This window comes from Agrobacterium sp. K11, from assembly GCF_059429395.1.
Window position 1 is genome coordinate 143,192 of the sequence record NZ_JCAHRB010000010.1, and the last position, 18,815, is coordinate 162,006.

19 protein-coding genes and 4 pseudogenes are annotated in these 18,815 nt (G+C 56.6%); 7 read left to right on the plus strand and 16 right to left on the minus strand.

Going from position 1 to position 18,815, the window contains the following annotated elements; genetic code table 11:
* Positions 1 to 16: 16 nt before the first annotated feature.
* Positions 17 to 541 carry a sigma-70 family RNA polymerase sigma factor gene (locus AC5SEO_RS19010; RefSeq protein WP_060642985.1) on the minus strand — a complete coding sequence of 175 codons (525 nt, stop codon included), beginning with the start codon at positions 539 to 541 and terminating at the stop codon, positions 17 to 19.
* Between the two features lie 462 nt (positions 542 to 1,003).
* Here AC5SEO_RS19010 and AC5SEO_RS19015 point away from each other — a divergent pair, with 462 nt between their 5' ends.
* From AC5SEO_RS19015 to AC5SEO_RS19025, 3 genes and pseudogenes are all read left to right on the plus strand, one after another.
* Positions 1,004 to 1,234, plus strand: coding sequence for a hypothetical protein (locus AC5SEO_RS19015; RefSeq protein WP_060642987.1), 231 nt, complete (start codon positions 1,004 to 1,006; stop codon positions 1,232 to 1,234).
* A 191-nt stretch (positions 1,235 to 1,425) separates the two neighbouring features.
* A pseudogene (locus AC5SEO_RS19020) lies at positions 1,426 to 2,593 on the plus strand (zinc-dependent alcohol dehydrogenase).
* Positions 2,594 to 2,603: 10 nt separating this feature from the next.
* Positions 2,604 to 3,374: pseudogene (locus AC5SEO_RS19025) on the plus strand (SDR family NAD(P)-dependent oxidoreductase); the annotation flags it as partial.
* Between the two features lie 30 nt (positions 3,375 to 3,404).
* On the opposite strand, the gene AC5SEO_RS19030 reads toward AC5SEO_RS19025, so the two are convergent.
* The 9 genes and pseudogenes from AC5SEO_RS19030 to AC5SEO_RS19070 form a co-directional block, all read right to left on the minus strand.
* Complete coding sequence (locus AC5SEO_RS19030) at positions 3,405 to 4,031, minus strand: cysteine hydrolase family protein (protein ID WP_162705641.1); 627 nt, start codon at positions 4,029 to 4,031, stop codon at positions 3,405 to 3,407.
* 9 nt (positions 4,032 to 4,040) lie between these two features.
* Positions 4,041 to 4,700 (minus strand): DUF6766 family protein, encoded by a 660-nt coding sequence (locus AC5SEO_RS19035; protein WP_060642989.1) that lies wholly within the window; start codon positions 4,698 to 4,700, stop codon positions 4,041 to 4,043.
* Between the two features lie 81 nt (positions 4,701 to 4,781).
* A complete protein-coding gene (locus AC5SEO_RS19040) occupies positions 4,782 to 5,282 on the minus strand; it encodes a YciE/YciF ferroxidase family protein (RefSeq protein WP_112401954.1) in 501 nt (166 codons plus the stop codon).
* Between the two features lie 48 nt (positions 5,283 to 5,330).
* Entirely contained in the window at positions 5,331 to 7,484 is a 2,154-nt protein-coding gene (gene katE / locus AC5SEO_RS19045; protein WP_060642991.1) for a catalase, read from the minus strand.
* Between the two features lie 72 nt (positions 7,485 to 7,556).
* Entirely contained in the window at positions 7,557 to 8,159 is a 603-nt protein-coding gene (locus tag AC5SEO_RS19050; protein WP_060642992.1) for a general stress protein, read from the minus strand.
* Between the two features lie 29 nt (positions 8,160 to 8,188).
* Positions 8,189 to 8,506 (minus strand): hypothetical protein, encoded by a 318-nt coding sequence (locus AC5SEO_RS19055; protein WP_060642993.1) that lies wholly within the window; start codon positions 8,504 to 8,506, stop codon positions 8,189 to 8,191.
* A 555-nt stretch (positions 8,507 to 9,061) separates the two neighbouring features.
* Positions 9,062 to 9,199, minus strand: coding sequence for a low affinity iron permease family protein (locus AC5SEO_RS19060; RefSeq protein ID WP_306627472.1), 138 nt, complete (start codon positions 9,197 to 9,199; stop codon positions 9,062 to 9,064).
* Positions 9,200 to 9,558: 359 nt separating this feature from the next.
* Positions 9,559 to 10,443 (minus strand): annotated as a pseudogene (locus tag AC5SEO_RS19065) (arginase family protein).
* Positions 10,440 to 10,793 (minus strand): VOC family protein, encoded by a 354-nt coding sequence (locus AC5SEO_RS19070; protein WP_112158309.1) that lies wholly within the window; start codon positions 10,791 to 10,793, stop codon positions 10,440 to 10,442. Before AC5SEO_RS19070 ends, AC5SEO_RS19065 begins: the two are co-directional and overlap by 4 nt.
* Between AC5SEO_RS19070 and AC5SEO_RS19075 the strand changes: the two genes are divergently transcribed.
* Positions 10,784 to 11,014, plus strand: a complete 231-nt coding sequence (locus AC5SEO_RS19075) for a BrnA antitoxin family protein (protein ID WP_060643049.1) — start codon at positions 10,784 to 10,786, stop codon at positions 11,012 to 11,014. The genes AC5SEO_RS19070 and AC5SEO_RS19075 overlap by 10 nt on opposite strands.
* 70 nt (positions 11,015 to 11,084) lie before the next feature.
* Positions 11,085 to 11,528 (plus strand): annotated as a pseudogene (locus tag AC5SEO_RS19080) (LysR substrate-binding domain-containing protein); the annotation flags it as partial.
* Between the two features lie 198 nt (positions 11,529 to 11,726).
* Here AC5SEO_RS19080 and AC5SEO_RS19085 read toward each other — a convergent pair.
* Entirely contained in the window at positions 11,727 to 12,686 is a 960-nt protein-coding gene (locus tag AC5SEO_RS19085) for an MBL fold metallo-hydrolase (protein WP_495363932.1), read from the minus strand.
* Positions 12,687 to 12,779: 93 nt separating this feature from the next.
* Here AC5SEO_RS19085 and AC5SEO_RS19090 point away from each other — a divergent pair, with 93 nt between their 5' ends.
* Entirely contained in the window at positions 12,780 to 13,733 is a 954-nt protein-coding gene (locus AC5SEO_RS19090) for a LysR family transcriptional regulator (RefSeq protein ID WP_112158313.1), read from the plus strand.
* 119 nt (positions 13,734 to 13,852) lie between these two features.
* Here AC5SEO_RS19090 and AC5SEO_RS19095 read toward each other — a convergent pair whose 3' ends face one another.
* The 3 genes from AC5SEO_RS19095 to AC5SEO_RS19105 form a co-directional block, all read right to left on the minus strand.
* Positions 13,853 to 15,106, minus strand: a complete 1,254-nt coding sequence (locus AC5SEO_RS19095; RefSeq protein ID WP_495363991.1) for a type II toxin-antitoxin system HipA family toxin — start codon at positions 15,104 to 15,106, stop codon at positions 13,853 to 13,855.
* Positions 15,099 to 15,410 carry a helix-turn-helix domain-containing protein gene (locus AC5SEO_RS19100; RefSeq protein ID WP_495363933.1) on the minus strand — a complete coding sequence of 104 codons (312 nt, stop codon included), beginning with the start codon at positions 15,408 to 15,410 and terminating at the stop codon, positions 15,099 to 15,101. The genes AC5SEO_RS19095 and AC5SEO_RS19100 overlap by 8 nt, the downstream gene beginning before the upstream one ends.
* 190 nt (positions 15,411 to 15,600) lie before the next feature.
* Positions 15,601 to 15,813: a hypothetical protein gene (locus AC5SEO_RS19105; protein WP_320187777.1), complete on the minus strand. Its 213-nt coding sequence runs from the start codon at positions 15,811 to 15,813 to the stop codon at positions 15,601 to 15,603.
* A gap of 98 nt (positions 15,814 to 15,911) precedes the next feature.
* Here AC5SEO_RS19105 and AC5SEO_RS19110 point away from each other — a divergent pair, with 98 nt between their 5' ends.
* The gene (locus AC5SEO_RS19110) at positions 15,912 to 16,349 is read left to right on the plus strand and encodes a helix-turn-helix domain-containing protein (RefSeq protein ID WP_320187778.1); all 438 of its coding nucleotides are present in this window, start codon (positions 15,912 to 15,914) and stop codon (positions 16,347 to 16,349) included.
* Between the two features lie 352 nt (positions 16,350 to 16,701).
* On the opposite strand, the gene AC5SEO_RS19115 is transcribed toward AC5SEO_RS19110, so the two are convergent.
* A complete protein-coding gene (locus AC5SEO_RS19115) occupies positions 16,702 to 17,730 on the minus strand; it encodes a methionine synthase (RefSeq protein WP_060642998.1) in 1,029 nt (342 codons plus the stop codon).
* Between the two features lie 24 nt (positions 17,731 to 17,754).
* Positions 17,755 to 18,732 (minus strand): DUF1852 domain-containing protein, encoded by a 978-nt coding sequence (locus AC5SEO_RS19120; protein ID WP_112401531.1) that lies wholly within the window; start codon positions 18,730 to 18,732, stop codon positions 17,755 to 17,757.
* Between the last annotated feature and the right edge of the window lie 83 nt (positions 18,733 to 18,815).

Here is an 18,815-nt window from a genome sequence, read left to right on the forward strand (position 1 = left end):
TGTGAGAAATTACACTTTAGTCAAGATTGCGCCGAAGCGATTCCCTTGCCCTGTTCACCCGGCTTTTGATGGTGCCCACCCGGCAGCCGCAAATGGCCGCGGCATCGGAGTAACTCGTCCCTCCGGCGACAAGCAGCAGAGCTTTTTTTTGATCCTTGTCGAGATTCCGTATCGCCCGCATGACTTCCTGATGCTGCACACGCCATTCCTGGCCAGCAGGGGTAGACATGGTCTGCTCGATACCAACGGGCAAGCCTACGCATTCGCGTTTAGACACCTTGTAGCGGGTACAGAACGTGTTGCGCAAAATGGTGAAGAGCCATGATTTCAACGCCGTGCCGGGCGTAAAACCGTGCAGGGACCGCAGTCCTCGCAACATCGTCTCTTGAACGAGATCGTCGACATCCTCTTCGTTTCTGACAAAGCGGCGGGCAAAAGCCGTCAAGGCCGGCGCCAGATCCGCAATACCGATACGCAACACCTCCAGCTGCGCATCATTTAATGTGTTTCCGGAAACTCCACTCACAGCGTGCTTGGCCATTTTCCCATCCTTTCACTATGGGCAAATGTCTCGGCAGACGCATTGGTTGCTGTACGCCAACGTACAATAGCGAAATCTGCGACGATTCTAAGGTCTTATCGGAAACGCCTGGGCGGGCATGCTTACGTCAAGCCAACGTGGTTTCAGGCGCTGTCCGCGCTGCCGGGTGGTCGTTTCGGATGCCTCTGTTCAATCATGCGTTCCGCGTTTTTTCTCGTCTCTTCCCTGTCCTTTCGGCTATCGTCGCTATTGCCGGAACGAGCATCATCCGTACCGGGCTCTGGCTTGGTGTCATCGTCTGGTGGGCTCATCGCTTCATCTCCGTTTGTGGTTTCGGGAATGAGGGATCCGCATCCCCCGCAGTTTTCTAACCATGCCGCCGGAGGGATGTTCCGGCGTGACGAAGGCTTTGAGGGAACATTGGCGCGGGAAAATGGTTAGGCACGGATCAAGGAGGATGTTATGAACAAGGACGACAAGCTGAAGCAGATCCACAAGGACAGCGAACCGCAATTTGCACGCGGCAAAAAAACCTCTGATAACAACGGCATCGCGAGCGCCAAGCCAAGGGTTATCACCGGCTCAGACGATGCAACCGCCAACAAGCTGCCACCCGGGGTCAAAAAGCCCGAAAAAGACTGGGATTTGAACTACGACGAACGGGACACCAACGAGGGCGATTTCAGGGGTTAATCCGGTCGAAAATCGCAATTTTCACCGTTTCAGGTCCTCGATCAGCAGTTCGATGGATTGGGCTCGGCGCCCGTTGCTGCGCGTCGTGGTGCGCCGCGGTCGCCAAAAAAGCCTGGAACTTTGATGAGGACCCCCGGTTAGGCGTGGACCCGGCGCACATGCCGCTCCACCATCTGGAAGGAACACCGACCATGAAGGCCCTGACTTGGCACGGTAAGCACGACATTCGCTGTGAGAGTGTCCCCGACCCATAAATGGAGCACGGCCGCGACGCGATTATCAAGGTGCCCGCGTGCGCAATCTGCAGTTCTGATCTTCATCTCTACAACGGCATCATGCCCGAAATGCACGGCGGCGACATAATGGGCCACGAGACCATGGGCGAAGTTGTCGACGTCGGTAGGGACAACAAGACCCTGAAGGTCGGAGACCGGGTCGTCGTTCCCTTTACCATTGCCTGTGGAGAATGTTTCTTCTGCAAAAGAGGGTTTTACTCCGGCTGCGAGCGCAGCAACCCCCACCCGCATAAGGTTCGGGAGATGTGGGGAAACTCCCCCGCCGGGCTGTTCGGCTACACGCACCTTCTGGGCGGTTTCAGCGGGGGCCAGGCCGAATATATGCGGGTTCCCGATGCCGATGTCGGGCCTGTCAAGGTTCCCGACGGGCTGACGGACGAGCAGGTCCTGTTCCTGTCAGACATTTCCGACCGGTTACATGGCGGCGGATTTCTGTAATATCCAGCCCGACGATACGATTGCCATCTGGGGCTGCGGACATGTCGGCCAGATGGCCATCCGCTCCGCCTTCCTTTTGGGTGCGGAACGCGTCATAGCCATCGATTCCGTACCCGAACGGATCGCCCTTGCGGCCGCCGCAGGCGCGCTCACACTGAATTATCTGGATGACGATATTTACGAGCAGATCATGGAATTGACCCATGGTCGCGGCGCCGACGCCTGCATCGACGCCGTGGGGACGGAACCGGATCCGGCCGCCGGATGGGATTCGCGGCTCGACCGTATCAAGGTGGCGACATTCATGGGGACGGACCGTCCACATGTGCTGCGGCAGGCTATTTATTGATGCCGTAACTTCGGCACAGTCTCGATCGTCGGCGTCTATGGCGGTTTTCTCGACAAGATCCCGATGGGCTCCGCGATCAATCGCGGCCTGACATTACGAATGGCTCAGACACCTGTGCAGGCCTATCTACCCACCCTTCTGGGGCGGATCGAGAAGGGAGAGATAGACCCCTCCTTCGTCATCACCCACCGCGCCACCCTCGATGAAGGCCCTGATCTTTATAAAATGTTCAGCCACCGCGACGATGGCTGCATCAAGGTCGTCCTGAAGCCATAGGAGCACAACCATGCCTGCGAAAAAATCCATCAAGGGCCTTGCTGTGATTACTGGCGCATCGTCAGGCATCGGGTACGAACTGGCAAGTTGCGCCGCGCAGGACGGTTACAATCTCATCATCGTGGCTGACGAAGCGGAAATTGAAACGGCCGCTACGAAGTTACGGGCGGCGGGAATGGAAGTGGAGGCGGTGCAAGCCGACCTTTAAACACAGGCAGGCTTGGAAAAAATTCTCTCCCGCATAGCGACGAAAGAGAGCCCGGTCGATCTGCTGTTTGCGAACACGGGACAGGGGCTGGGCAACGGTTTTCTGGATCAGAAAATGGATGCGATCCAGCGGGTGATAGCCACCAATGTCAGCGGCACCGTTGCGCTGGTGCATGCGATAGGCAACGGCATGCGCCAGCGCGGCAGCGGCCGGATCCTGTTCACGGGCTCCATTGCCGGTTTCATGCCCGGCAGCTTTCAGGCGGTGTATAACGCGACAAAAGCGTTTATTAATTCCTTCTCATTCGCACTTCGTGAAGAGCTGGATGGCACCGGCGTTACCGTTACCTGCCTGATGCCCGGAGCAACAGAAACGGCATTTTTCGAGCGCGCAGATATGCTCGATACGCCGGTCGGCAAACAGAAGAAGGACGATCCGGGCTTCGTCGCGCAAATCGGCTATGATGCGATGATGAATGGCGACGGTGACGTCGTGTCCGGCTGGAAAAACAAGCTGATGTCGGCTGCGGCAAACGTGACCTCATCCGAGATCCTACCAAAACACACCGCAAAATGGTTGCCCCGGAAGAAAAGTGACGCTGGCCTACGGGGATTTTATGAGCCACCGAGCGGATTGCGACGGAAGAGCACCGAGGAGTGTCGCCGTATCGCAGACCTGCAGCTGCGTCGAATAACGGCCGGAGAGCAGCTTTAACGCTGCGTCGTGCGTCACATCCCTTCCGCTGCAAAGCGCGTCCTCTACCAGAATGACATGGAAACCTTGGTCTATTGCACCCAGAACGGTGGCGAGAACGCAGACATCCGTTTCTCCGCCTGTTATCACAATCGTCGATACCTGTTCTTTCCGCAGGATTTCGCCGAGACCACCATGTTGCCATGGTGAATAGACGTTTTTGCGGAAGATACGGGCGGGTGGGATATAGCGCGATAGGGAGGGGATGACCTCGATGAGCTCACGAGGCAGGGCCTGCTGCGTCATCATCGGCCATTTTTCATAATAGGCCCGCCATGCACCGGGAGCCTCTTCTACGGTTTTCGGCGGCGTAAAACAGGTGAAGATGCAGCGGGCTGGATCCGCCTGAACCACGGCCTCCACCTCTTCGCTGATGCGGTCCATCCATTCGACATGCCATGGTGTATCCTCGGCGAAAACGCGCTGCATATCGACGCACAGGTGCCGCCAGTCTCCCTCGTCCGAAAATTTGATCATGCCTCCTCCCTACCCGCCGGTCTCGCCGTGAGGAGCGGCAACCGGCTTTGATTCCGGCGATCCGCGAAAGCGCAGGAAGATGGAAAGAACGACGAGGACCGCAGTCGACAGAAACTCCGATTGCCAGTTCTGAAACGATTCAAACCAGAATTCTACGCTTCCCAGATGCGCAAACAGCGTCGTCTCGGGCTCGCCGTGCATGGCGGCTTCCAACGCCGCCGTGTCGGCACTGTATTTCAGATGCAGGAGAAAACTGACGATAAAAAGGAAGAACAGCGCCAGACCCAGGGAATAGGAATAAATGGCACGGATAAATCCTCCAAGTTTTACCGGCCAGGGCGCCTTGGGATCATCTTCTTTTTGGGCAGGGTCTTCATCCTGCGAGGCAGTCTTGTCAGGATCCTTGGACTCCGACGAGCCTCTTTGAAAAAGAAATGCGGTCAGCATCACGTAAGCCGACATCTGGAGGAATTCGCTCTCCCAGTTTTCAAACAAAGCGGAAAGAAAATGACCGCTCTTTGCATAAGAAAAAAACGTGAGAGGCATGGCGTGATGTTGCGCCAGCTCCTCATTGTAAACCGCCCAACCGGTCGCCAGCATACCACCGATCGTCAATACGGAAGTCAGGACAAGGACAATCGCCAATCCATTGTCGCGAAACAGCCTCATGGTTCAGCCTCGCATGAAAGAGACAACTGAAAAATCGAAGGTGCCGCAGGTTTGAGCGGCACCTCCCAGGTGACGGACCGCTCACGCCGCCTTGGATTTGGCCTTCACGTTCGCTCTGGCCTGGGCAAGCGACGAGAGCGCCGTGTCCGTCGCGCTTTCTTCGCCCAGCGTCTGTTCGAACAGTTTGGCCGCTTCCTTCATGCCGAGTTCAACCGCCCACGTCTTCAATGTGCCGTACCGGGTGATCTCGTAATGCTCCACGGCCTGCGCCGAAGAAATGAGCCCGGCATCAAGCGCGGACGAGCCTTTGAATTCCTCCATGATTTCCTCGCCTTCCGCGATGATGCCCTGGATCGCCTCACAGGTCTTGCCGCGCGCCGGCTTGCCGAGCAGTTCAAAGACATTCTGCAAACGCTCCACATGGACCTCTGTCTCGTCCCTGTGTTTTTCGAATGCCGCCTTCAAGTCCGGCGATTGCGCAGCGCGCGCCATCTTCGGAAGCGCCTTGAGGATCTGGCGCTCGGCAAAATAAATGTCCTTCACCGTATTGAGGAAAAGGTCTTCCAATGTCTTCTCAGCCATTTTTAGTCTCCTGTTGCTTTGGTCGGTGAGTGGGAAATCAGATGTTCGTCATTGCTCATTAACGGGAACGGAGGCCTTGCCGAGTTTCACCGACGGCTCGCGCGCCCACACCCGCAATTTGCCGAGTTCGGACACAAAGGCCGCCAGTCCCTCCTCGCCTGGCAAAGGCAGCACCCCCTCATCCATGGCGTCCGCAATTCCCGCTTTTTCCAGAAGCGGCAGCGCCGACTGGTCGTAGCCGATGAATTTGCAGTGCTGGAACGCGTCGGCGACGAAATCCCTCGCGGTTGCTTCCTTGATCAGTTCATCGACGGCCGCCGCCGATGTCAGCAGCGCCACCGCATCGAAAAGCACCGAAGGACCGCCATCGATCATATGATGTGCCTCGATGAAGGTGCCGTCCGACGCCATCACGCCGCCAACCTTCGACGCGATCAACTCGAAGACGGCTTTTTCGGCCGTCACCGCTTTGGTCAGCCCCTTCAGCAGTTTTGCATCCACACCGTCGGTGATGAGAATACCGAGCTTGCGACCCTCGAACCGTTTGGGCCCACGCTGAACGATACTGAGCGCCGGCGAAGGCTCAAGATCCTGACGGGTCGGCATGGCGGCATCCGCGGGCTTCGGCATGGCTTGCAAGCCGAGCTTCTGCGCCACCGTCGCAGCAAGCGTTTCATCGATATTGAGAAGATGCGCGACCATCCTCTCACGGATGACCGGTGTTTCCACCTTGCTGAGTTCGAAGGTGAGCGCCGATGCGATATGGCGTTGTTCAGGCGGCGTTTGGCTAATGTAGAACTGGCGCGCCTGGCTGTAGTGATCGGCAAAACTTTCCGGCCGCAGCCTCGCCTTGGGCCCCTGCTCTTCAGCGGAGAAATGCTGGAAACCACGCATCGGCGATTCCCTTGGACCCTCTCCGAAGGAATTCGGCTGATAATTGGCCCGTCCGGTCGGGTTGCGCACCGCCATATGGCCGTCCTGCTGAAAATGCGCGAAAGGACACTTGGGCGCATTGATCGGCAGATGTGTGAAGTTTGGCCCGCCCAGGCGCTTCAACTGCGTATCGAGATAGGAAAAATTCCTGCCCTGCAGCAGCGGATCATTGCTGAAATCGATGCCCGGCGGAACGTTCTGCGTCATGAAAGCCACCTGTTCGGTCTCGGCAAAAAAGTTGTCCGGCATACGATCAAGGACGAGCCGGCCGACCGGTTTGGGCGCCAATATCTCCTCGGGGATGATCTTGGTGGGATCAAGAACGTCAAAATCGAAACTGTCGGCGAAGTCCTGGTCGAAAAGCTGCACCTGCAACTCCCACTCCGGGAAATTGCCGGACTGGATCGCAGTCCAGAGATCACGCCGATGGAAGTCGGGATCGGCGCCGTTGATCTTGACCGCTTCGTTCCACGCCACCGATTGCAACCCAAGTTTCGGCTTCCAGTGAAACTTCACGAAGCTCGATTCTCCTTTCGCATTGATGAGGCGGAAGGTGTGTACGCCAAACCCTTCCATAAACCGGAAGGAACGCGGAATAGTCCGGTCCGACATGATCCACATGACCATGTTCATGCTTTCGGGCGTCAGGCTGATGAAATCCCAGAAGGTGTCATGCGCTGTTTGCGCCTGCGGAAAGGCGCGGTCGGGCTCTTGCTTGGCGGCATGAATGAGGTCCGGAAACTTGATTGCGTCCTGAATGAAGAAGACGGGAATGTTGTTGCCGACGAGATCCCAATTTCCTTCCTTGGTGTAGAGCTTCACGGCGAAGCCGCGTACGTCACGCGCAAGATCGGCTGAGCCCTTGTTGCCGGCGACTGTCGAGAACCGGACGAAGGCAGGGGTCTTTTCACCGGCCCGCTGAAACAGGTCAGCCTTGGTATAGGCGGCAAGCGATTCATAGGTCTCAAAATACCCATGCGCTCCGTAACCCCGGGCGTGGACGACACGCTCCGGAATTCTCTCATGGTCGAAATGAAAAATCTTCTCGCGGAAATGGAAATCGTCGACGACGAGTGGTCCACGGGCACCGATCCGAAGAGAATTCTGATCATCAGAGACCGGTCCCCCCTGAGCAGTTGTTAATACGGACCCGTCGCCGTCGACGGTTTGGTGCAATTCGCCACCGGATCCGCGATCAAGTTTTTGGTCGTGGATGGTAACAGTCACGGTTTTCCTGGCGGGCGAGGTGGAATCTGGTTTTCTGGCCATTGGAGTTCCTGCAAGGAGTTGGCAAGGGGCCCTGAGAAGACGAGACCCCTTGGTGAACGACGATGGTTCCTCTTAAATTGCGGAACGACGATACCGGGTCCGCTCCCTTTCAACGTCTTCCGACGCATAAGGGCTGAGCGTGTCGTCAAAGCGTGTCCAGCCTTGCTCGTTATAGGCGGCACGGCGTTCCACCGGATCGACATAGTTGGACCGTCTGAGGATGTCTTCCGCCTCTGGCACAAGGTCTTCTTCCACTCTGGCCGTGACGAGCGTGCCGCCCCTTCTTACGCCTTCGGCATAGACATTGGCGTCATCCTCGGAAACGCCCGAACGGGTCATGGCGCCGATGAGTCCACCGGCAGCGCCGCCGGCGACCGCACCGCCCGCCGCCCCGACGGCCGTCGCGGCAAGCCAGCCTGCCGCGACGACAGGCCCGACGCCGGGGACTGCCATCAATCCAAGCCCGGTCAGCAGGCCGCCCGCGCCTCCGACAACGGCTCCGATCCCTGCACCCGTGCCCGCGCCTTCAGCGGCGTTCGTGTCTTCTCCGTGCCGTCTGTCGGCATTACTGCCAACGATACTGATATCGCTTGACGGCACGCCCGCGGTCTCAAGTTCGCTGACAGCAGCGCTTGCGTCGTCATAGTCGTCAAAAAGTCCGGTTACGGTTCTCATGTCATTTCTCCCAAAAAATCCTGCGCGCCTTATTTGGCGACAACGTTGCCCTGGTAGTCGAGCGCTACGGCGACCATTTTTTCGCCCTTCATGGCCGATGCCATCCAGACGCCCTTGTCGTCTTTCTTCAGGTCCTTGACCCCGGTATATCCCGCCTCTTCGATGCGTTCCCTGGCCTGCGCCTCGGTGAAGCTGTTGGCGCCTTCCACCGGCGCTGTGGGGTTCTTGCTATCCGGTGTCGCGACAGCCGGCGTGTCTCCGCCGGGATTGGCGGCCGGAGCCTGCTGGGCAAAGGCCGAAAGCGCACTGGCTCCAACAAATGCCGCAACGAGAATAATCGTTTTCATCTGGTTTTTCCTCCGCTTGGTATCCTTGGCCCCTCTGTGGGGCCAATCGACTTTTCGTTCCGGGTTCCCTTCCATCCGACGGGAACCCGTTTGCAGATCGGTATCACCGGTCGTTCTTCTGACTTTGCTGGCCGCCCTTCACATGCTGCTCATGCGTGCCGCCCTGCTTGGTGTCATCCTTGGCGTGTGTCGTTGCCGTTCTTGCTGCCACTGCTTTTCTGGCCCTGATGGGTACCGCCTTGATTTGCCATGGCTCGTCTCCTCCATGTGAAGATTTCGAAAGGTCCGAAATTGGACGCCTCCCGAACCGCACGACATACGGAGAGTTCCGAAAAATAATTGCTGGCATGTAAAAACGTGCTTTTTCGTGAGATGAAGCCTGGTCATACAGAAGAACATGACGACCACCGACTTCGACGTGCGGCAGCTAACCTCAACTATTGGAGAACCGGTTAAACCCGCTCGCTGGACCCGGCTGCTAGGCGTTGCTCCCTGGATACGCAGTGGTTTTTAAAGCAGCAGCCAGATGCACGGTGTTACGCACAGACATGCTGATCATGGTTTCTCCACCGCTCCCGGCGTTTCATTGGCTTCCATTGCCGCGGAATCCTTATCTGGAAGTCCTGCACGAAAAATCATGAGGGAGGTGACAATGGTGGTGGCCGTATTGATGATTAGTTGCCAGACCTCCAAGACCCCAAACAGTAAATTTGGGGCTGAAGGCGATAAAATAACGCTGCCAACTCGACGATAAGCGTAATCTATAGATCAAAATTCAAAGACTCCGAACAAGAAGGCAAGGACGTCCAAACATGTTGAGCGACCGTTGCATTTGAGGCCTCGCAATATCTCTCTTGCACGGACGCCTTTGTTTTGTGCATGGATCGGGATCCCGTGCTGGAAAAGGCATTAGCGCTTACACGATAGACCAAAACACCTACCGGCTTCTGGGAGAATGAGGAGCAATCGGCGGGGCAAAGAACACTGCGCAGCTTTAATGTCACCCGTCCTCGGTCGCACGGCGCAACCTAGCTTCGGTTTGCCTTTTACGGTCAGTGTGCGAGCACGTCGACCAGACCACGCCCGGCCCCACTATCTTCATCAAGGAGCGGATTATAGATGGTGGTTTCGATACCGACTGCCTTGCCACTCGCCAAGCAACCCGAAGCACGGTTCCCAGTTCACCCCACGACAACCCGCCCAGCATACGGAAATCCACTGCCGGCATGGGGCGTCGTCGAGGCAATCGTCATCAAGATGGATGAAAAATCCGTCCAGTTCCTCCCGGGTGAGGTGGTCAACCGCTTCGCGCGCAGCAGCCATGATGCCCATTTTGCGCAAGGCGGGAAGATCGATCGCCTTGAGTTCCCTTGGTAGCGGCTGGCTTCTGTACTCCTCCTGATCCTTTTGGTCGCGATATGCGAACGCGACGGCGTCTTCAGGGGGACGAGAGGGCCACGACCTTCAATATTGGTCAACTGCGACGGGCCGTAGCCGGTGGCCAAAGCGAGGTCCATCGAGGCACCCTCGCCGTTGGGTTCAGCCTCTGGCTAGAAGAAATCCGCGTTGCCATCGATGAGAGCAGGCCGTAGCGGCCGCGCCGTCGAAACGCGAGCATCGACCCCAGCACAATCGTGCAATCGCCGCCGAGTATGATTGGAAATTCGCCCCTACCAAGCATCGCTTCCACCGCGTCGGCGAGTTCGGGTAACCCCGCCATAATTGCCCTGGCATTTAGGACACCGGTATCGGTCTCGGTTGTTGGATCCTTAGGAGGCACCGCCAGCCGCCCGGCGGGGCGCGTGGAGACGCTCCGCAAGACCGAGGCTCAAGAATCGGTCGGGCAAGAGGTCTGCACCGTCGGTGGCCAGGCCCAACGTCGAGCGAGCTTCGACAATTGCATAAGGGTTCGCATACGTGCCTCCGTTAGCGGCTATTTCGCGGAATAGGTCACGGCCTCGATCTTGTGACCATCCGGATCGCGGACGAACGCCGCATAATAATTGACATCGTAATCCGGCTGAGCCCCATCGTCGCTGCCGCCATATTTTAATGCCGCAGCATAAAATCGATCGACCATCGAACGACCCTCGACAACAAAGGCTATATGTGTGCCATTGCCCACCGTTGCTGGTTTTCCGTCAATGGGAACCTGGACGCTGAAGTGAAACGTGCCGCTACACGTGGGCTGCGACCGCCGCTGTGTTGGAGATACAGCCTGGAAACGAAACTGACCGGCTGCGCTATTCAGGCGCACGACACAAAAGGGATATGACCATGGCAACACCCAGACGACCGTCCAATCCGAAAGACGCAGCCGAGGCGCTGTTCAAACCGGCAAAGAAGGTCGCAGCACCGGCCGTTGAACGGCCTGCAATCCCGAACACCAAGGAGCTTGTATCATTGAAGATCGACAGCGATGTCCTCGCGCATTTTCAGGCGGGCGGTCAGGGCTGGCAAGAGCGCATCAACGATGCCCTGCGAGCCGCAATGAATGTGTTCAATTAAGCTCTTGACAGGAATCGCACCGTCGACGCTGCAACCACGAACGCTGTCCGCTGAAAAAAACGCGGTAGCTATGGTTGCAGTGCCACTCACAAAAGAAGAGAGAGAAGTGGTATTCGCGACTCCGGGATATTTCGACATCCATGGAACGCCCCGCCACCCCCGGGACCTCGTACATCATCGCTGTATCGGCTGGCGTCCGTCTCCAAGTGCTGCGCCGTATCGATGGGAGTTCGAGGAAGGTGGGATACCTTTCGACGTTGGCGTCGAGCCGCAAATCACCACGAACGATCTGCATCTGATGGTTCGTACCGCGCTCGCAGGCGCCGGTATTACGTTCGCATTGGAGGAAACGTTCCGCCGATACATCGATCGGGGCGAGTTGATCACGGCGTTGGACGGGTATCTGCCCCCCTTTCCCGGGTTCTTCCTCTATTTCCCCAACCGCCGCAACATGGCGCCCAAGCTGCGTGCGCTCATAGAGCATGTCCGCGCACATAGATCGACACAGCCCTAGCTTTCCGCGGCGAAAACTGGCTGGGTGCGCCGTGTCTCGCACGTATAGATGGTTCTGCTTTCCCGTCCGCTCGACCTGAACCAAGTACGGTGGATACGGGCCGGCCGGACTTGTAGAGAACAACCTTTGGCGCTGCGGAAGACGAGGCTATTTTGAGCCTCGTCAAGCCATCGCTTAACCCGACCGTCAATCTTAATCCTAGGAATAGTTGACCGGGAGCCAGTCATAATTGGTGCTATCTGTACGCACGTGGCCGACTCCGGGAAACGCAATATGGGCGCCTGCCACCAGATATTTACCGTCCACCGCCTGTTTGAATGCAAGGTCGCGGGCAGCAACGGCGGCTTTCTGATCGATATCGAATTCTATGGCGATGCTGGGCTCATCGAATTGCAGGATATCGCCATGGGTGACGTCGCCCCAGAAGACGATCTTCTGGCCTTCGCTTTCCAGCGTGATGGCGCTGTGACCCGGCGTATGTCCGGCATAAAGAATCGAGCCCAGACCCGGGACGGGTGCTTGGTTATCTCCGAAGGTTTCAAATTTTCCAGCTCGCACGTAAGGCGTCACGCACTGGTCTGCCTCGCCAAAATGCTGCTTGACGACGCCGGTCGCCGCTTTGGCGTTTTCCGGGCTCAGCCAGAATTTCGCCTCCCGCTCATTGACCCGTAATGTGGCGTTGGGGAAAGTGCGTTTGCCTTCGCTCATCAACCCACCGGAATGATCGGTATGAATATGGGTGAGGATGACATCGTCAATGTCACCTACCTTGTATCCGGAAGCCTCGATGTTGGACACGAGCTTGCCGAGCGATGGGCCCAAATAGGTACCGGTGCCTGCGTCGATCAGCACCAGTCTTTCGCCGGTGTTGACCAGGAATGCGTTGACGGAAGTTGGTACGATTTCCGGCAGAAAAGCATCATTCAGAGCGCCCTGCGCGTGTTCTTCGCTAGTGTTGGTGTAGAGCTTGGCGAGCGGCAGGGCAACTGTGCCGTCCGACAGGGCTGTGACCTCTACGGAGCCGATCTTCAGCCGGTAGAAACCCGGTGCCTGAACAGTGGCAAAAGGCGCCTTGGCGAAGACGATTGATGGCGCGACAAAGGGCGCTGCGACGAAGCCAGTCAGAGCGCTTTTGAGAACGGAACGACGAGATGGCATGGGTTTGCTCCTTACGTTGTGGTGCGGAACGGCTTGCAAGTTCCTGCCCATCAGCTAAGGATGCGCTAGTCAGCAATCAAATCGATACAACTCATGCAGGTCATCGATCATTTCAATCTTCGTTCCTTCGACCTCAATCTTCTCGTCGCCTTCGATGCGATGATGGAAGAGATGAGTGTAACGCGTGCAGCACAACGATTGAAAATCCAGCAGCCCGCTATGAGCCATAACATAGCCACCCTGCGCACGCTGTTTCAGGATGAGCTGTTCATCCGTGTCGGGCAGGTGATGAAGCCCACGGCGCGGGCGCTCAATTTGTCTGGCCCGGTGCGGCAGGCTCTGCGACAGGCGCAAGCGGCGATGTTGATGGCGGATGCCTTCGATCCGGCGACCGAACGTCGAACATTCCGGCTGGGGCTTTCCAGCGAGGTGGAACTGTTGCTGCTGCCCGATCTGACAGCGCGGTTGCGGGATATCGCCCCGGGTATTCGTATTCTGGCCCGAGGTGGCGATGCGGCAGAAGTCGATGGGATGATGGATGCGGGCGTCATCGATCTGTCTGTAGGGTGCAGTTACCTGCCGGACTCACGGCACCATTGCGAACCGCTTTATCAATCCAGCGTATTGTGCTGTTTCAATCCGCAATTGCTAACGCTTACCAACCCGGTGAGCATCGATGCCTATTTGGCCGCACAACATGCGGTGATCTCGCAGACCGACAGCCTGCATGGCTGCGTCAAGGATGCTCTGGAGCATGCGGGTGTAGAGCTGGAAGTGGTGGCGGCGGCTCCCGATTTCATGTCGATATTGGCCACGGCGCGTTCGTCTGCGGTGATTGCCACCGTATCTTCGCGCATCGCGCTTCGTTATGGGCCGCTGTTGGGACTTGAGGTCAGCCCGGTGCCACTGGCACTTTCTTTTCCGCCCGTGGCAATGGTTTGGCCGCTTCATATGGAAAGCGATCTTGGCTGCGCATGGTTGCGGCAACAAATCCGTCAGGCGATGCTAAGAACAAATGGGAGCAACGCCGCGGATATTACGGCGTGACGGGCGAGGCGATCAGCATGTGTCTGAAGTCCTAACACCTTGAAAGGATATGAACCAGCGACCTTATCGGTTTTGGTGGGCTATGAAACTGCTAACGAGTTACGCAAAAACACCAATTGCTAATTCGCGCACGTGCCGAGGATCGGCGACATCAGCTTGATGTGGGCATCAATCCGTTCCAATACTCTATCGGGTAGAACAGCTCGTTCAGGCAGAGACCACCAAGACTGGTTGACGCGCTCGACGGTCTCCGTAACAGCCTTCAGCACAGCAGCTTCAGGCAGTCGCGCGCGATGCGCGAAGACTTTCCATCGCTGGGCGTTCATTGCCTTGAACGGCCTTTCACCGGCCAGCGACAGTGCCATGGCGTCCGACGGAATGTAAGGGACTGTCGAGAGCACATCATAGACTGGGGCGAGTGCCGGCTTGTCACCCTTCCCATGATAAATCAGCGACCAATTCTTGAGGTGCATGTCGCCATTGCCTGTCAGGACTGCCAAAGCCAGTCGTCGGACGAACTCGAGGGCTGCCGCTGAAGAAACGGCGATCCCAATAGCCACAGCGATATCATGATATGCGGCCCCCTCATATTTTTGAGACGGATAGACGCCGAATACCTGAGCGAAATCTTCGATATGGATGCGTTCACCACCGGCAACGCGATCGAAACGTTTGACGAGGAGGACTTTACCGTCGGACAATGTCTCAAACTCCTCCGGGATACCCTCGAACTGCGATTGTTCCACGAGCTCGCGTTCCGGCACGTCCATACCAATCGCTTCGGCCAATGCGAGATTTGCAAATTCGTTTTCCGAGACACCGGGAAATGATGTCGATGGAAACTTGGCGATATATGAACCCTGCTCGTCGCCTAAGGGGATCGTCAGACCGCCGCCCTTGCCTGTGTTTTTGATGACGGAGAGTTTCATCTGCACGCCGGCGAGCGAAAACCGGGCCTTCGGTCTCGAGGGTGTCAAACCCTCATTACGAACAACGCTGCCTTCGCTCGGCACAATTCGGACAGCCCCCGGCAGATCCGATCCGAGTGCTGCAAGCAAATCGAAATCATTTCCTGCTCGCACGCTGCCCGAATGGTGCCTCTCCATCGCCTCGCGCAGTTTATCCTCTGGAAGAAGGTTCGCAAAGAACGATGGCAAAGCCCTTGCGACAGGCTTCGGGTCCTTCCGCAAACCCCCATGTGCCGCGCGAAATGACAAACTGAGCACTGGGAAACCACCCGTCTGACGATAGCTCTGCTCAAAGCTGAACGCGTTGAAGTCTCCCGGCGTCCTCACGATCATGCCGACCTTCAGGTCATTCAGCAGCACGTCCATTGAGGTCATAGATCTTGGATCAAGAGGCGCATCAGACATTGCCATCACCATCAGGACTGGCGACGAAAGCAGCAAGGTCATCTTCGGCGCCATCTGGCTGCAGTAAAGCTTCAACCGCCGGGACCATCGCTTGAGGGATGAGCATCAGTTCCAGACCAAGCGCACGACCAATGTTGATCAGAGTGGTCGTACGGGCAGCGCTGGCTCCAGCCTCAATCTCGCGGTACCGCGGTCGCGATATACCCGCCATATCCGCAACCTGCTCCTGGGTGAGGCCCAAAGTCTTGCGCGACGTCTTGAGCAGCCGCCCTATGTCCTGAAGAGCCTCCGGAACCGACTTCATATGATACCTTAACGATTCATCTTTCCCATTATGATATAATTACGTATCTCACTGCATATGCGTATGTCAAACTAGCCAATAGGGATCATATGGGACTAAAAGATCTTCTTACAGATCAATTTTGTTTCCTCTACTGAGGCACCGAAACTGGAAGCACACCCGCAATACACCCTTCTTTAAATCTCCGCTCCTATCCGCCCGGCAACATGCCTGCCTCTTGATAGCTTTGGATCATCGTGTTGAAGAGCGAGATATCGGCCCGGTTTCGGGCAAGGAGCTGCGCGCCCGCGATCGCGGCGAAGATTGATCTTGCCCGCGCATCGCTTCCCTTCTCATCCGTCAGGCCGGCATCGAGCAGCCGCTCCGCTAGCCAGGCGATATTGACGTCAGCGAAGGTCTGCACCTCTGTCCTGACCTGTTCAGGAAGACCATCGTACTCTGCTCCGAGGAAGCAGTGCTCCACTTGCGTGTCTTGCGACCGACTATCTGTCATCGATTGCGATGAATGCCGAGCATCTCGACGCCGCCGCGTCCTTTTCCATCACCAACCATTTGGTGGAACTGGTTGCGCTGGTTCTCGGCGTATCCGATCGCGAGGGGGACCGAGCAAGGGGGACATTGCGCAATCAGCTCGCTTTTTCCCTGATCAATTACATCACTTCGCATGCGGCAGATCCGGCACTGACACCGGCGAAGGCAGCCGAACATTTCCGCATTTCGGTTCGCTATGTTCACCGACTGCTGGAAGACAGCGGCGAGACATTTAGCCAGTTTTTGCTTCGGCAAAGGTTGCAAAAATGCGCGGACGATCTGCGTACCAAACGTGGCAGCTCTATTGGAGAGATCGCTTTCCGATGGGGATTCAATGACCTCTCGCATTTTAGCCGATCGTTTCGGAACCAGTTCGGTGTCGCGCCACGCGAATATCGAGTGCAGTAGTGCAAAGCAAGCAGCACCCGTTTGACGTAGACGGGTTCGTGGACGGTGGATAGCGACGGACTTACATGGCAAGCGACTTGTTGTGCGCCTTGAAAGGATGAAAACCATCACATCCTCAGTTGAGGTGGTAATGAATGTGTAAATTTTCTAATCTGGGGACGACCTGCTCTTCGGAATTGCCGGCTTGAACAGGCCGTCTTGGCAGCTTTGCGCCAAGAGGCGGACATCCGTCGAAGCTGTCAGGATGATCCGCGCCGTGACCTTATAGCCATTCGTAAGTCTCCCAGCGTTTGTCGCGATGGGCGCGGTGGCGGCGAACGGCTGCCATCCGCAGGTTCAGACTATCAAAAAACTAAACAGTGAGCTCTCTTCGGACGATCTCAGCTCCTGCGCTCAAGGAATTCAGCTTGTCTCTTGCCACACGACGAGACAGGGGGGCCATGCCGCAATTGGTGCAGGGGCAAAGTTTATCTGCGTCGACAAACTTAAGCGCCTTGCGCAGCGTTGCAGCGACTTCCTCCGGGGTTTCGATGGTATTGCTTGCCACATCGATGGCCCCGACCATCACTTTCTTACCTCGAACAAGTTCCAGAAGATCCATTGGGACATGAGAATTGTGGCATTCGAGGGAGATCATACCGATGCCGGATTTCTGCAGCTTGGGGAGAGTTTCCTCATACTGCCGCCATTCTGACCCGAGTGTCTTTTTCCAATCCGTATTGGCCTTTATGCCGTAACCGTAGCAGATATGGACGGCGGTCTCGCACTTCAGCCCTTCAATTGCCCTGTCCAAAGTGGCAACACCCCAGTCATTCACATCGTCAAAGAAAACGTTGAAGGCAGGTTCGTCGAACTGGATGATATCGACGCCGGCAGCCTCCAATTCCTTTGCTTCCTCGTTGAGTATCCCGGCAAATTCCCAGGCAAGCTTTTCACGGCTCTTATAATGGCCGTCAAAGAGAGTATCGATCATCGTCATCGGACCCGGCAACGCCCATTTGATGGGTTGTTTGGTCTGCTGGCGCAAAAACTTGGCGTCTTCGACGAACACGGACTTCTGGCGAGACACGGCGCCGACGACTGTTGGGACACTCGCATCGTAGCGATCGCGAATTCTGACTGTCTCGCGTTTTGCAAAATCGACCCCGTCGAGGTGCTCGATGAAAGTCGTGACGAAATGTTGGCGTGTTTGCTCGCCATCACTGACGATGTCGATGCCGGCCTGTTGCTGATCGTCCAGTGAAAGGCGCAGGGCATCTCTCTTGCCTTCCAGTAATTCCTCGCCCTCCAGCTTCCAGGGCGACCACAGTTTTTCGGGGTGCGCAAGCCAGGAGGGTTTCGGCAGGCTGCCAGCCGTCGATGTGGGGAGAAGTTTCTTCACGATGGGACCTCTTCTAAGTGATGCTCAGGCGGGGCGGTGAGCAAACAATTGCTCAAGGACGGCGCGGTATGGCTTGATGAAGTGTTTTTCGGTGAACTTACCCTGATCCACCGCCAAGCGATTTCGTTCGTCGCGATCGTAAATGACCCGGGTCAGCGAATAGTCCTGGTGCTTCAGGTTGGGCTGGTAAAATGTCCCGGCTGCTGCGTTCGCATTGTAGATTTCGGGGCGATAAATTCTCTGAAACGTTTCCATCGTGCTGATGACGCCGATTAGCTCAATATTGGAGTAGTCGCCCAGCAAGTCCCCAACAAAGTAGAAGGCCAACGGCGCAACGCTGCCTGCAGGCATGAAGTAGCGAACCTGCAATCCCATTTTCCCGAAATACTGGTCGGTGGACGAGAACCCATTCTGCCGGTATTCGACGCCCATCACGGGGTGATGATTTTCGGTCCGGTAATAGGTCTTGCTGGTCGAGGCGCTGATGCAAATGACCGGCGGCTTGCGAAAGTACGAGCGGTAGGCATCCGACCGCAGAAAAGACTTGAACAGGTTTCCATGCAGGTCGCCGAAGTCGGCCGGAATGCTGAAGGCAGGAACGCTCTTGTTATGCTCCGGCAGGACAATGCTGAAGTCGTAGTCTCGCACATAGGAGGAGAAGTTATTCCCCACAATGCCGTCGATACGCTCACTGGTTTTGTGATCGATGATCGTCGTCTTCAGTATCTCGATGAGGGGAAATTTTTCACCTGCGACATCGAAGCTCATGTCGACCGAAATGATCTCCAACTCGACCGAGTATCGGTCCGATTTGGGATTATCCCAGTGAGCGAGGGCGTTGAAGCGGCTGTCGATCATGCGCATGACATTGCGCAGGTTTTCCTGCCGCTTTTCGCCCCTGGCCAGATTGGCGAAATTGGTGGTGATGCGCGTATTTTCTGAAGGACGATAGGTTTCATCGAAGGGTACGCTCGTGATCGTAAAAATGCAGGTCTGAGACATGTTGTGCCCCTATAAAGTTGGGGGGCATGGGTCTGCGGACGCATAGCAAGACGGGCCGCGACAATGCAGCCTTTGCTACGGCA

Bases quoted from the DNA above. Each gene is read 5' to 3' on its own strand.
- AC5SEO_RS19015 (WP_060642987.1), top strand. From the start codon at position 1,004: ATGAACAAGGACGACAAGCTGAAGCAGATCCACAAGGACAGCGAACCG.
- AC5SEO_RS19030 (WP_162705641.1), bottom strand. From the start codon at position 4,031: ATGATCAAATTTTCGGACGAGGGAGACTGGCGGCACCTGTGCGTCGAT.
- AC5SEO_RS19100 (WP_495363933.1), bottom strand. From the start codon at position 15,410: ATGAAGTCGGTTCCGGAGGCTCTTCAGGACATAGGGCGGCTGCTCAAG.
- AC5SEO_RS19095 (WP_495363991.1), bottom strand. From the start codon at position 15,106: ATGTCTGATGCGCCTCTTGATCCAAGATCTATGACCTCAATGGACGTG.
- AC5SEO_RS19090 (WP_112158313.1), top strand. From the start codon at position 12,780: ATGCAGGTCATCGATCATTTCAATCTTCGTTCCTTCGACCTCAATCTT.
- AC5SEO_RS19010 (WP_060642985.1), bottom strand. From the start codon at position 541: ATGGCCAAGCACGCTGTGAGTGGAGTTTCCGGAAACACATTAAATGAT.
- katE (WP_060642991.1), bottom strand. From the start codon at position 7,484: ATGGCCAGAAAACCAGATTCCACCTCGCCCGCCAGGAAAACCGTGACT.
- AC5SEO_RS19055 (WP_060642993.1), bottom strand. From the start codon at position 8,506: ATGAAAACGATTATTCTCGTTGCGGCATTTGTTGGAGCCAGTGCGCTT.
- AC5SEO_RS19050 (WP_060642992.1), bottom strand. From the start codon at position 8,159: ATGAGAACCGTAACCGGACTTTTTGACGACTATGACGACGCAAGCGCT.
- AC5SEO_RS19075 (WP_060643049.1), top strand. From the start codon at position 10,784: ATGGCAACACCCAGACGACCGTCCAATCCGAAAGACGCAGCCGAGGCG.
- AC5SEO_RS19085 (WP_495363932.1), bottom strand. From the start codon at position 12,686: ATGCCATCTCGTCGTTCCGTTCTCAAAAGCGCTCTGACTGGCTTCGTC.
- AC5SEO_RS19120 (WP_112401531.1), bottom strand. From the start codon at position 18,732: ATGTCTCAGACCTGCATTTTTACGATCACGAGCGTACCCTTCGATGAA.
- AC5SEO_RS19035 (WP_060642989.1), bottom strand. From the start codon at position 4,700: ATGAGGCTGTTTCGCGACAATGGATTGGCGATTGTCCTTGTCCTGACT.
- AC5SEO_RS19040 (WP_112401954.1), bottom strand. From the start codon at position 5,282: ATGGCTGAGAAGACATTGGAAGACCTTTTCCTCAATACGGTGAAGGAC.
- AC5SEO_RS19110 (WP_320187778.1), top strand. From the start codon at position 15,912: ATGAATGCCGAGCATCTCGACGCCGCCGCGTCCTTTTCCATCACCAAC.